Raw genomic sequence first — 12,004 nt, forward strand, 5'->3', positions numbered from 1 at the left:
GGCCCTACCCTCATGCCCGGACATCCCGGAGATCACCCGACCGAGTCGCCACACTCGAACCGATGCTCACCATGATCGATAGAGAAACGGCTTCTTACCGTCGGTCAGCTGACCGCATGGGGCGAGGCAGGACTCGAGGACACCGTCAAGCTGATCGTCAGCGAACTGGTCACCAACGCCGTCCGCCACAGCACCGGCCCCATCTGCCTTCGCCTGATCCAGCACCAATGCCTGACCTGCGAAGTGCTCGATACCGAGGCATGCCCACCGCGCCTACGTCGCGCAAGCACCAGCGATGAGAACGGCCGCGGACTCTTTCTGGTCGCTCAGCTCGCCAGTAGGTGGGGCTCCCGCCTCATCCCGGGTGGAAAGGTCGTATGGGCCGAAATGGACCTGACCTCGGGCGCCTCCGACGCTTCCTTCGCGAACCGCTCCGGACCTGATGGAGGATCAGCGCCCGCGCCTCACCCTGGAGTGTGAGCACTCAGAGCGTCAGCCCATGCTGGGCACCTCAGCGCGGGACGCGACCTGCCTCGCGACGCGCATGCCACCGGGTTTCAAGTCTTGCGCCGTAAGCTGTGCTTCAGGTGGCAGATCTAGCGATGGTGGCGCAGTCCAACGTGGTGCGGTGGGTACCAGCGCTTCACGCGCTTGACACCCACCGCACGTCCTCAACGAGCTGAGGGTTGTGAGATCACCTCGTACCACTGTGCAGGTAGGCGCGGTTCACGGTCTGCCGTACGGTGTTACCGGCGGCGTCCGATGCGGTGATCCGCAGGGTTGCGTACGCGTCGCCGCGCAGGCGTGACGGCCGTTCGATGGTGGCGGTGAACCGGTTGTTGCCGCGCTGAGCTGTGTGGGCCGTCGCCCAGCTCTTTCCGTCATCGTATGAGGTTTCGACCTTCAGCGTGACTCCTCGGGGTGTGGCCATGCCGTCCTGCATGCGGACCTTCAGGCCGATGGTGTGCCGGCGCCCGCTGCCGACCGCGTTCTGCGCGTCGACGGGCACGCTGTAGTCCACTTGGAGCAGCGGCAGCGTCTCGGGGCTGGTGGTGGTGTCCGAGCGGAACATCCACGAAGTGTTCGTCGACGTACCGAAATGCCAGTCGTCCGAAACGCGGGCGGTGGTGAGGTCCAAACGGTACTCAGCCTTGCCGGAGGGCACTTCGACCGTGCCCCACGCGCCGGTGTCGGATGCTGTGATCTGCTTGCCGTCGCGGTACAGCACTGCTCGGGCCGTATCGTCGACGGCATCCGACCGAGCACCGGTGCTCAAGCCTCCAAAGCCGCTCCGTTCCGCAAAGGCCCAATGCCCCGCAGCAGCGTCGGCGAACTCGGGAACGTACAGCGACAGGGTGTCGCCGTTGCGGACGGACGCCCACGGCGCGCCTTGCGGGATGGAGGGGCGTGCGGGAGCGGCGAACCACCGCTCGGCAACGTGCTGACCAGGCCGGTAGCTATGCGTGATATCGCGCATGCCTGCCTGCAAAGCCGTGTCCGGGCTGTCGACGACGTTGTGGTGGACCATGTGGTACCAGAGCGTGCTGCCGGCGGAAACGTATTCGGTACGGGCCTGGCCGACGGGTACCTAGCGGCTGTGCTGGTTCCAGGCGATGTCCTGGTACGGCCGCCATCCGAAGCGCTGCTCGCTGGCCCACGAAGACGCACCGGTGCGCGTGTAGGTAGAGCGGACCGTCGCAGTGTTGGCTTCGGAGACGGTGTAGACCAGGTGCTGAGGAACCGATCCCGTGGAGGCCTGAACCACGTCGTACAAGTACGGGCTCCGCACAGTGCCGGAGAAGCTCAGCGTTGTGCTGCCCTTCTTCGTACGCTGCAGCAGGGCGTTCCCGCGGGTCCAAGAGGTCCGCATGGCGGGTAGTGCCATGCGGTCGCCGTCGGGCTGCCATCTCGTCCACGCCACCGCCCCCTGAGGCCACACCATCAGCAAAGCCTTGGCACCCGCGGTCTTACTGATCGTTTCAGAATGACGTGCGGAGTCGTCGGAGGCAGGTGATGCTGCAGGCGAGTTCCAGGAGGCCCTGGTGGAGGTCGGCGCGGCGTTCGTAGCGGGTCCGGAGTCGTTTGAACTGGTGGAGCCAGGCGAAGGTGCGCTCGACGACCCAGCGGGTCTTGCCCAGGCCGGAGCCGTGGGCGACGCCGCGTCGGGCGATGAGGGGCTTGATGCCGCGCTTCTATAGCAGGCGGCGGTACTTGTCGTAGTCGTAGCCGCGGTCGGCAAATAACCGCTTGGGCTTGCTGCGTGGGCGCCCTTGAAGTCCCCGTATTCGGGGGATCGCGTCCAGCAGCGGGATCAGTTGTGTCACGTCATGCCGGTTCCCGCCGGTCACGGACACGGCCAGCGGGGTGCCGCGGCCGTCGACGATCAGGTGGTGTTTGGAGCCGGGACGGGCTCGGTCGACCGGTGAAGGCCCGACGTGATCCCCCCTAATCCAGTGCGTAAGCAGACGGCCCAGGACCATGCAACGACCCGGGGCAGCTGCTCGCGCAGGACAGCGAATGCCTGGATCCCCCCTGGCCGTCAAGGCCTCCTCAAAGAGCGGCATCGCTGTCCGCGGTGATGGCGCGGGCGCCGGGCTTGAGGCTTGCGCCAAGAGTGGCGAGCCCGGCGTCTCCGTGGTCACCGCGAAACTCGCATGGACCGCTCGGACGTTGATCGTCACGGCGCGAGCCCGCTCCAGGGTCGACCTCTTGTTCATCCGCGAGCCCACGAGCTCTGCAGAAGATCGAGCCCCTGGAGTGCACTGGTGTCGCGAACGGCTACTGAGATGGCGGAACAACGAGTCCTTGGATTAGGGCGCCGCGTGACCCGCATGTGCTCGTGACCTGCATAAACGGACAGATCTTGGAGGACCGCTTGACCGTGTTCTGCGGCATCGACTGGGCAGAGCGCCACCACGACGTCGCCCTCCTCGACGAAGCCGGCACTCTGCTCGCCAAAGCCCGTATCACCGACGACGCGTCTGGCTACCACAAGCTCTTGGCCCTCCTCGCCGAACACGGCGACAGCCCCGAAGACCCGATACCGGTGGCCATCGAGACCAGCCACGGCCTCCTGGTCGCGACCCTGCGCACCGGCAGCCGCCGTGTCTTCGCGATCAACCCGCTCGCCGCCGCTCGCCGCCGCTCGCTACCGCGACCGCCACGGCGTCAGCCGCAAAAAGTCCGACCCGGGCGACGCCCTGGTCCTGGCGAACATCCTGCGCACCGACATGCACGCCCACCGACCCCTGCCAGCCGACTCCGAACTCGCCCAGGCCATCACGGTCCTGGCCCGAGCTCAGCAGGACGCCGTCTGGACTCGCCAGCAGGTCGCCAACCAGGTCCGCTCGCTCCTGCGCGAGTACTATCCCGCTGCTCTGCTGGCCTTCCAAAGCAAGCAGGGCGGTCTGACCAGGGCTGACGCCCGCGTCATCCTCACCCTGGTGCCGACTCCGGCCAAGGCCGCGAAGCTCACCCTCGCCCAGCTGCGGGCTGCCCTCAAACGCAGTGGCCGCCTCCGCGGCTGCGACACGGAAGCCGAGCGGCTGCGGGACATCTTCCGCGCCGAGTACGCCCACCAGCTGCCCGGTGTCGAGGACGCCTTCGGTCACCAGCTCCTGGCCCTGCTCAAGCAGCTGGACGCCACCTGCCAGGCCGCGGACGATCTCGCGGAGGCGGCCACAGCCGCTTTTCACCAGCACGCCGACAGCGAGATCCTGCTCAGCTTCCCCGGCCTGGGGCCCATGCTCGGGGCCCGCGTGCTCGCCGAGCTGGGCGACGACCGGGCACGGTTCCCCGACGCGAGGGCGCTGAAGTCGTACGCCGGATCCGCACCCATCCCCGGGCCTCCGGCAAGAAGCGTTTCGTCGGCCGCCGGTTCGTCAAGAACAATCGCCTCATCAACGCTGGCTTCCTTTGGGCCTTCGCCGCCCTCACCGCCTCACCAGGAGCGAACGCGAACTACCGGCGCCGACGCGAGCATGGTGATTGGCATGCCGCCGCACAAAGGCACTTGCTGAACCGCTTCCTTGGCCAGCTCCATCACTGCCTCAAGACCCGACAGCAATTTGACGAACAGCACGCCTTCGCACCGCTCCTGTCACCCCCGACCGAGCAGGCGGCTTGACTTCATAGCCCCCTGAGATGTCTTTGAGGGCCCTGACGTGGGAGCCGTCGATTGCGCAGTCGTCCATCTCGAGCAAGCCGGTCTTGCGCAGTTCGGCAAGGAGCTCCGCGTGCAGCCGGGGCCAGACACCGGCTTCGGTCCAGTCCCGCAGACGGCGCCATGCGGTCACGCCCGAGCAGCCCACCACACCAGCAGGAACGTCCCGCCAGGCCACCCCCTTGCGCAGCACGTAGTTGATGCCCGCCAGCGCAACACGGTCAGGCACCCGAAGTCGGCCTGGGTGCCGGTGCCTTCGCTCGGGCTGCGGCGGCAGCAGCGGCGCTGTGCGCTCCCACAGGTCATCGGGGACAAGATCATCGGACACCCCGCAGACCCTGCCGACGAAGATCACTGACTGCCAGCCGACACGCCGATCTCATTCTGAAACGATCAGTTAGTGGGTAGGGGCGAAGGCGGCCCGCGCCCAGTCGGCGAAGCCGGTCCAGGCGATCTCCGGATGCGCCGCGTGCAGCGCGGGGACGTCGACGCGGTAGCCGGGGCCGTTGAGGAAGGTCCACATCGCGTGCATGTCCGGGTTCCCGATGGCCTCCAGGGGTACGCGCTCGTGCCGGACGTCCCGGCCCAGGGCCGCGCTCAGCGCGTCCGCCATCTGCGCGGGCGTGGGTGCGTCGCTGGCCAGCTCGATACGCCGCCCCAGGTAGGGCGCGGGGTTGAGCAGCACCTCGGCCGCGAACGCGCCGTGGTCGGCGCGGGCGAGCTGCTGCAGCGGCCTGTCGGCGGGCAGCGGAAGGTCGAGCGCCCCACCGCGGATGCGCTCCGCGCCGCCGAGGGCGTTGTCGTAGAAGTACGTCGGCCCCAGGATCATGTGGGGCACGTCGCCGGAGGCCAGCTGGGCTTCGATGCGTGCCTTGCTGTCGAAGTGAGGCACGCCGCTCCCCTGGTCGGCCCCGGCCACCGAGCTGAACACCAGATGCGGTACGCGCGTCTCTGCGGCGGCGGTCAGGATGGCCCGCCCCTGGGCCACCTCGGCGTCCACGCCGGCCTCGAAGGGCGTGGTGAACGCGAAGACCCCCGCCACCCCGCCCATCGCCGCGGCGAGCGAAACGCCGTCATTCAGAGAGCCCACCACCACGGTGACGCCCCGATCGGCCAGCCGCCGCGCGGCCTCCCGCCCGGGGTCCCGCACCATCGCCCGCACCCTCGCCCCGCGGTCCAGCAACGCGTCGGTCACCGCTCCGCCCTGTCCGCCGGTTGCGGCAAGCACCAGGATCGGCTCATCAACCATCGGGAGACTCCTTCTTCATGGCTACGGGGCAACGAACACCAATGCGCAGTATCCGGCCGTGGCGCGTCCATATGCATGGCAACACGGGCACAATGGGCGCGGATGACGGGCGCCCGGCATCGGCCTCTCTCGCGGCCGTTGTCCGGGGTCACCGACTTCCTCCGTCCGCATGACCCATCAACCAGGGAATGTGGAACTAGGAGCCGTCCCTGTTGTGCCACGCGTGCAGCTTGTCGGAATGCATCATGAGCCAGATCCGGCCGATGCGGCCCTCCTCGGTGAGGTCGATCCCCACGACCGCCGCGGTCACGCCGTCCACGCGCCCGACGAGGCCGGGGCGGCTGATGTCCCGCACGCGGAACGTGACTCCCGGCTCCTTCGGCAGGACGCCGAGCCCAGTACCCGGGATCGGGCGGTCGGCGTGAATCGTGAGCTCCGGACCGGCTAGGCCGTACCGCTGGACGACGCAGCCGGCCGGGCCGTGCAGGATCCAGCTGCCGTACATACCGCCTCGCACGAGCGGTTCGTGCGGCGTCCGGTCCGCCGCTGCGCGCGGTTTCGGCACAATCGCCCTGGCGTGGCTGGTCGGCGCGATGTGCTTCGCCGCCGCCGTGCTGCTCTGGCCAGCTGCCGCGGTGTGGTGCGTGGTGGCCGGCCGCTGGGCTGGGGTAGTTCCGCAGGCCACTACCCCACTATCCCGGAGAAGCGGCCCGTCTCGGAAGGGGTCGCGTGGACTGTGCACCTACCTACTGGGGAGCAACCGACCGCCCTGGCCGCGCCCGTTGACGATGGGTTCGACGACCACCTCGCCTCGGCGCTGGAGATGCTGGCGGGAGGTGAGCGGCGATGATCGCACGCCTCCTTGCGACCCTCCTCGACTACTGCGCCACGTGCGGGTGGGGACGAAGCCCGGTTGCGGGCACTGAGTGTCATACTGGAAGTCGAGGCCCCGCCGCGTCCCCCGTGCGGCGGGGCCTCCCTCCCACAACGGCGCATGATGCCCCCGACTCAATCCACAAGGGGATCCATTGCGCAACACCACCGCCGCAGTTCTGCTACGCGCCGTCAGCCTGGTGAGATCTGAATGCGCGTAGTATAGCTGGAAGGCTGGGCGCCGGTCTCCTTATTCCTCACGAAGCACCTACCGTAGACCTCCTCGGCCCCTATTTCGGTGTCTATCTTGCTACTCGCGATGTTCCTAAACGACGCCGTGCGGCTCTGATTTGCAGCGGAGATGTTGCCGTGCGCGCCTCGCGTGATGAGGTCGTCGTCATCACTGTCCTGTTCCCAAATGTCACACCACGTTTCAAATGGGTATTGGTTTATCCTGTCGGACGTGGTGAAGTTCACGTTGTAGTCGATCTTCATGTCCCACAGGTCGCCGTTACTATGCTCTCGAACCCCATAAAGCGTGGCGCCGTTGATCCCCAGTGTCGGGGCGAGGCGGGGAGCGCCTTCGATGGATCCCGTTGTGGCGGCTGAAGCCATAGGCACGCTTCCCGCCAGTGCCAGTGCTGTCGCTGCGGATACGATTGCTTTGCGAGTTCGCATGGTGACCTCCAATGGGCAGCCTTCTTCCACTGGATGCGTAGCTAGAAGGCTCCCCGAATTGCCGAAGGCGCCGAATGTCGGGTGGCGCCAGCATTTCTCTTCACCGCATCCGATACAGCATTAGTTGAAATGCCATCAACGTCAGATGCGGCCGACACGTCAGGAAGTTGATGAGTACACCTGATGGTTCACGTGGCAACGTAAGTGTCGCGTTCCGCAATGTTGCGGCCAATCTCAGATTACGCCTGGCCCTAACCCGCAGCAAACAATCGCGGTGGCCGTCCACGAGGGACAAGCGCACACGGGGCGGTGTTCGGCAGTCCGCAGCCCCCAGCACTTTGCAGAACGCCCCCCGCGGACGGCGCTTCGCACCCCGGTACCCGACCGGCTCGCCCCCGGCAGCGAGCCGCCCATACGAGGCGACGTCCCGTCATGTGCACCCTCAAGGGCGGAACTTGCATGGCATCAGAAGCCAACTGTCAATGCGATCGGTCCTGCTACACCGCGCATTGCAGCAGCCAAGATCAGGCCCCGCCCGCTTTCCGTACCCTCCCGACCAGGGAGGAGTAAAGCCATGCCCGGACCCACAGACACCAACCGCGACGTCGCCCGGCAGTGCGAATACGAGGTCATGCTGCTCCGCACCCGCGACCGGCTCGGCCTTCCGGGAGATCGCCGAGCGCATCGACGCCGACGTCAAGAACACCTACGAGGCGTGGAAGCGTGGCCGGGCCCGCCTGCACCGCGAAGCCTCCGAGGCGTTCGGGACGTACGTCGGCGAGCAGCTCGCCACCTGCCGACACCTCATCGACGGCCTCATGCCCATGGTCCGCGCCGGCAGCCCGAACGCCGGGCAGCCGTCTGAAGGGGAGGTCGGCGGTGTTGCCGAGGAATCCCCAGGCTGAGCACGCCGATCCGGTGGGGTAACGGCCGGGCGGCCGGGCGTACAGCGGGGGACAGCACGGAGGTTGCGGCGGGTTCCGGGGACATGAGACTTCCTTCGGGTATCGGGGGCAGCGTGGGGACGTACGGGCGCTCGAGCGCGGCCGCTGTGGCACGCTGCGCCACCAGGCCGGTGACCACGCAGGGCTGGCATTTGGCCCTGGCTGTAGCGGTGTCGGCGGCGTAGACGGTGACAAAGGGGGTCACCGGCAGCTGCGTGGCCCCGCACAGCAGGCACGCTCCGGTCGTCCAGGGGCGGGCGTCGAGCAGTGCGTGTTCGGCGCTGGTTAGCTCTGGTAGGTGCGCGCTACCGCGGGGGTTCATGAAGGCAGCAGGGGTAAGGGTGGTGTGCCGGGTAGCGCGGGTGTGCCGGCAAGGCGTAGTACCGGTCGTGGGAGGTCCGGGCGGAACCGGTTTAGGGCGTGGTGCAGACAGTCCGCGTCCACCAGGTGGCTCAGTCTGGGCGGCGTGCGCCAATGTGGGCCGGGTGCGGTGCGGGCGCCGGCCCGCGGCAGGAGGACCTTGAACGGGCCGCCGAAACACAACCCGTGCGGGTGTTCCCATGTGTGGACGGTGCCGGGCGGTACGAGCCACATCAGTGCGTCACGCTCGTGGTTCGCGATGACCGGGCCGCACCCGCCGACCTGGAAGCGGTCCATCCACCGCACCACGCGGTCACCAGCGTCGCCGTACGAGGTGAGCACGATGTCCCAGTCCGCCCCGCACAAGGCCTCCGCGCAACCGCTGTAGGCGTTGTGCACCAGCTTTCGGATAGCGGCGGCAAGGTCGCTCATGTCAGTCTCACAGCCCGCGGCAGCAAGCGGTCCGGCCGCATCATGGCGGGCCCTTTCCCTGCTGTACTGCCCCTGAGCGAGGTGTCGCTCGGAGCCGAGGGACACCTCGCTCAGGAGCACGCGGTTCTCTGTGCCGTGCGCGGCGGTCACCGCGCGCTCTGTTCGCCGCAGGCGGCTGTTCGTGGCGTGGCCGCCTCAGAGACCGCGCTCTGTCGATTTGCCATGGCTGCAGCCTCTCGATGCAGCTGCCCGCGCGGTAAGGCCCGATGGGTTATCCAACTTGGGTAACATCACTATCGGTTGCGGTCCCGGAGCGTTTCGTATCTGCCTGTCGGAGTTGCCGATGTCCGAGTCCCCACCTGCGAAGGAACTCCCCGCCGGTCTGCTGTCAGATCCTGCGATGATCACGGCCTGCAGGACCCGGGACTTCGCGACGATCTTTCGGTTGGTGAAGATCAAGGCGGGCATCTACCCGTCCATGGTCGCCAGGCGATGCGACTTGACACCGAGCCGCGTGGGCGAGGTGATGTCCGGACGTCGCAAGCTCGTTCATATCGATGTTATTGAGCGAGTCGCCGACGGGCTCCACATTCCAGGCCACATGCTTGGTCTTGCCCGCCGGGCGGGGGAGACCCCCGCCCACCTTCAGCCGACCGGACAGGACGCGGCCTCGACGGCGCCGGACCCGGACTCAGCGCGACAGCCGGCTTCTGCGCTACCAGGGGCCGAAGTCGACGGAATCCTCGCACTTGCTGCTGGCGCCAGCCCCAGCGCGTCAACCCTCCAGGCTCTTCGCTCCTCGATCGAGGACTACTGGCGACGGGACGACGAGCACGGAGGAGAGGCGCTACGGCCAGCCGTTGTCGGCCAGCTCCGCTACGTCATCGGGCTGCTGAAGGAAGGCCGGCCAACGGCCCTGCAGAACGACTTGTACGCCGTCGCCGCAGAGTTAGCACGGCTTACCGGCTGGACCCACTTCGATGCCCGGCAGTACCACCAGGCCCGCACCTACTTCACCGAGGCCCTACGACTGGTCAAGCCCATCGAAGACCATCCGTTCATGGCCAACGTCCTGGCATGCATGAGCCTTCAAGCGACCTACCAGGACAAGCCCGGCGACGCCCTGGCGCTAGTCACCGCAGCTCAGGATCAGGCACGAGCCGGTCAAGCCACGACCCCGAGAGTCCTGTCGATGCTCGCGATGCGTGAAGCCTTCGCGCAGGCCACGCTAGGAAACCGGACCGCCACCCATGCGGCCATCTCACAGGCACACGCCCACTTCGGCCGGATCCACCCCGGCGACCTTGACCCAGCATGGGTGGCCTACTTCGACGAACCCAAACTCATCGCGGACACCGGCATCGCCTACGGACGCCTCGGCGAAACAGCCCTTGCCGAACCACTGATCGCCGATGCCCTCAACCGTGAACCACACACCAATCACCGCGGGCGAGCGTTCCACACCTTCTGGCTCGCCAAAACCCAACTCCAGCGAGGCAAGATCGACCAGGCCTGCCACACCGCAACCAGCGCCCTGGCACCCGCAGCGTCCATCACCTCCGAACGCGTCCGAGGCCACCTGACCGAGTTCTACGAGCAGTTGGCACCACACCGCCAGACACCCCCCGCAGTCGTCTTCGAAGCCCGGCTGCGCGAAACGCTCCCCACCGCGATCAACGAAGCGCGTCATCCATGAGCACATACAGCAGCCCCACCAAGGACCCACTACTCACGATCTCCCGACGATCGATCATGCCGCGCACATCGGCAAGCGGAATCCACTCGATCCGATCCGACTCGTTCTTCTCCGTCGGCGGACCGGCATACCTGGCCCCGTCAGCCCGGAAGACGTGATGCTGCGAGTCGGTGATGCCATTCGCCGGCTCCGCGTAGATCAACGGCTTCAAAACCCCCGGAACCCAGCCCGTCTCCTCCAGGACCTCCCTAGCAGCAGCCTCCGCCGGCGTCTCACCCTCCTCCACCAACCCCATCGGCAACTCCCACGCCCACGCATCTGTGATGAAGCGATGGCGCCACATCATCAACACCTCACGCCGACCGTTGACCACTGCCGCCACCGCCAAGTGCCGCAGCTTGACGACATGGTGCTCCCAGCGACGCCCGTCCGGCTGCTCCACATCGGCCAACCACAGGTTCACCCATGTATTTTCGTAAATCGGACGTTCTCCGTGGATCTTCCACTGCATCCCGCGGCCCCTCTCGATGGATCTCAAGCATCGCAGAGGTAGCCGGAGGTCATGCAGTGCTCCATTTATTTGCGTCACAATGACGAAAGCGGCTCGGCGATAGCCGAGTCACCGATGGGGAAGTGGGAGTGCAACCCACGCTCGTTCGCGGCGACAAACTGCCCGGCGTGCTGCAGATCGCTGCCGAGTGGGGCATCGGCGAGGTGACGGCCATACGCGTGCTGACAGAGTTGCGCGGCCTGGCCGTCATGCACCTGGGTCTCGGTACGTTCGTGAGCGAGCTGCGGGAAGGACAGCCCCGCGCGCATCATCCGCCGGGACTACCGCGGACCACCCCCGCCTGCGCGGGAAGGACAGCCGCGTCGGGCTGGACGCGGTCTCAGCGCCCGGACCACCCCCGCCTGCGCGGGAAGGACCGACGGAACCCTCGCAATCCCCTCCGGCAGGACGGACCACCCCCGCCTGCGCGGGAAGGACTACAACGAGGCCCCGGCCATGCTTGGTCGACTGCTTGCGTGACCTGCTGGTGGGTAATGGCGGCAGGGAAGGTCAGGGTCTCACCGGGGGTGGGGGAGGGCAGTTCGATGACGTCCCGCCATGCCTAGATGTAGATGAGGACGATCTTGAGGCTGCGGCAGATGCTGAGTTCGAGGTTCGCCGTAGGCGAAGAGCTGGGGCCACTGCCGACGCCAGGACCTGCGGGCCGCGGTGCGGTTGCTGCAACCGCTTCTGACTGGGGTGCGGCCGAGGTGGTTCAGCGCAGTCAACTGATCGCTTCCGGATGAGGTTCGCAGGCGGCGCAGGCATATGAGGCTGCAGGCCAGTTCGAGAGGTCGTGATGAAGATCGGTGCGTTGCTCGTAGCGGGTGCGGAGTCGTTTGAACTGGTGCAGCCAGTCGAAGGCGCTCGACGACCCCGCGCACCTTGCCCAGTCCGGAACCGTAGGCGACGCCGCGGCGCGCGGTCATCGGTTTGATGCCCCGCTGACGCGTAGCCGTGAGCGGGCGCGGGAAGGGTTGCGACGGTTTCTTCAGGTTCGCATCCCTCACCGCGAACCTCGCGCGGCTGAAGTACGCGGCCTGTTTGCAGGACTCGGGGA

General features: G+C 67.1%; 10 protein-coding genes and 4 pseudogenes. 3 read left to right on the forward strand and 11 right to left on the reverse strand.

What is annotated here, in order from left to right; genetic code table 11:
- Positions 1-108 precede the first annotated feature (108 nt).
- A complete protein-coding gene (locus ACFZAU_RS40870) occupies positions 109-480 on the forward strand; it encodes an ATP-binding protein (RefSeq protein ID WP_500556467.1) in 372 nt (123 codons plus the stop codon).
- 214 nt (positions 481-694) lie between these two features.
- Here ACFZAU_RS40870 and ACFZAU_RS40875 read toward each other — a convergent pair whose 3' ends face one another.
- The 3 genes and pseudogenes from ACFZAU_RS40875 to ACFZAU_RS40885 form a co-directional block, all read right to left on the reverse strand.
- A complete protein-coding gene (locus tag ACFZAU_RS40875) occupies positions 695-1,528 on the reverse strand; it encodes a hypothetical protein (protein ID WP_500556447.1) in 834 nt (277 codons plus the stop codon).
- A 60-nt stretch (positions 1,529-1,588) separates the two neighbouring features.
- Positions 1,589-1,942 (reverse strand): hypothetical protein, encoded by a 354-nt coding sequence (locus tag ACFZAU_RS40880; protein ID WP_500556448.1) that lies wholly within the window; start codon positions 1,940-1,942, stop codon positions 1,589-1,591.
- Between the two features lie 37 nt (positions 1,943-1,979).
- Positions 1,980-2,444: pseudogene (locus ACFZAU_RS40885) on the reverse strand (IS5 family transposase); the annotation flags it as partial.
- A 416-nt stretch (positions 2,445-2,860) separates the two neighbouring features.
- Here ACFZAU_RS40885 and ACFZAU_RS40890 point away from each other — a divergent pair.
- Positions 2,861-4,126: pseudogene (locus tag ACFZAU_RS40890) on the forward strand (IS110 family RNA-guided transposase).
- Positions 4,127-4,148: 22 nt separating this feature from the next.
- On the opposite strand, the pseudogene ACFZAU_RS40895 reads toward ACFZAU_RS40890, so the two are convergent.
- From ACFZAU_RS40895 to ACFZAU_RS40915, 5 genes and pseudogenes are all read right to left on the reverse strand, one after another.
- Positions 4,149-4,490 (reverse strand): annotated as a pseudogene (locus ACFZAU_RS40895) (transposase); the annotation flags it as partial.
- A gap of 69 nt (positions 4,491-4,559) precedes the next feature.
- Positions 4,560-5,411: an NmrA/HSCARG family protein gene (locus tag ACFZAU_RS40900; RefSeq protein WP_500556449.1), complete on the reverse strand. Its 852-nt coding sequence runs from the start codon at positions 5,409-5,411 to the stop codon at positions 4,560-4,562.
- Between the two features lie 196 nt (positions 5,412-5,607).
- Complete coding sequence (locus ACFZAU_RS40905; RefSeq protein WP_500556450.1) at positions 5,608-5,928, reverse strand: hypothetical protein; 321 nt, start codon at positions 5,926-5,928, stop codon at positions 5,608-5,610.
- A gap of 548 nt (positions 5,929-6,476) precedes the next feature.
- The gene (locus ACFZAU_RS40910; RefSeq protein ID WP_500556451.1) at positions 6,477-6,779 is read right to left on the reverse strand and encodes a hypothetical protein; all 303 of its coding nucleotides are present in this window, start codon (positions 6,777-6,779) and stop codon (positions 6,477-6,479) included.
- Positions 6,780-8,224: 1,445 nt separating this feature from the next.
- Positions 8,225-8,698 carry a hypothetical protein gene (locus ACFZAU_RS40915; protein WP_500556452.1) on the reverse strand — a complete coding sequence of 158 codons (474 nt, stop codon included), beginning with the start codon at positions 8,696-8,698 and terminating at the stop codon, positions 8,225-8,227.
- A 343-nt stretch (positions 8,699-9,041) separates the two neighbouring features.
- Here ACFZAU_RS40915 and ACFZAU_RS40920 point away from each other — a divergent pair, with 343 nt between their 5' ends.
- The gene (locus ACFZAU_RS40920) at positions 9,042-10,394 is read left to right on the forward strand and encodes a helix-turn-helix domain-containing protein (protein WP_500556453.1); all 1,353 of its coding nucleotides are present in this window, start codon (positions 9,042-9,044) and stop codon (positions 10,392-10,394) included.
- Here ACFZAU_RS40920 and ACFZAU_RS40925 read toward each other — a convergent pair.
- The 3 genes and pseudogenes from ACFZAU_RS40925 to ACFZAU_RS40935 form a co-directional block, all read right to left on the reverse strand.
- Complete coding sequence (locus tag ACFZAU_RS40925; protein ID WP_500556454.1) at positions 10,372-10,905, reverse strand: NUDIX hydrolase; 534 nt, start codon at positions 10,903-10,905, stop codon at positions 10,372-10,374. The two genes, ACFZAU_RS40920 and ACFZAU_RS40925, sit on opposite strands and share 23 nt — an antisense overlap.
- 74 nt (positions 10,906-10,979) lie before the next feature.
- Positions 10,980-11,216 (reverse strand): hypothetical protein, encoded by a 237-nt coding sequence (locus ACFZAU_RS40930; protein ID WP_500556455.1) that lies wholly within the window; start codon positions 11,214-11,216, stop codon positions 10,980-10,982.
- Positions 11,217-11,690: 474 nt separating this feature from the next.
- A pseudogene (locus ACFZAU_RS40935) lies at positions 11,691-11,894 on the reverse strand (transposase); the annotation flags it as partial.
- Between the last annotated feature and the right edge of the window lie 110 nt (positions 11,895-12,004).

Source organism: Streptomyces sp. NPDC008238 (genome assembly GCF_042956445.1).
GTDB lineage: Bacteria > Actinomycetota > Actinomycetes > Streptomycetales > Streptomycetaceae > Actinacidiphila.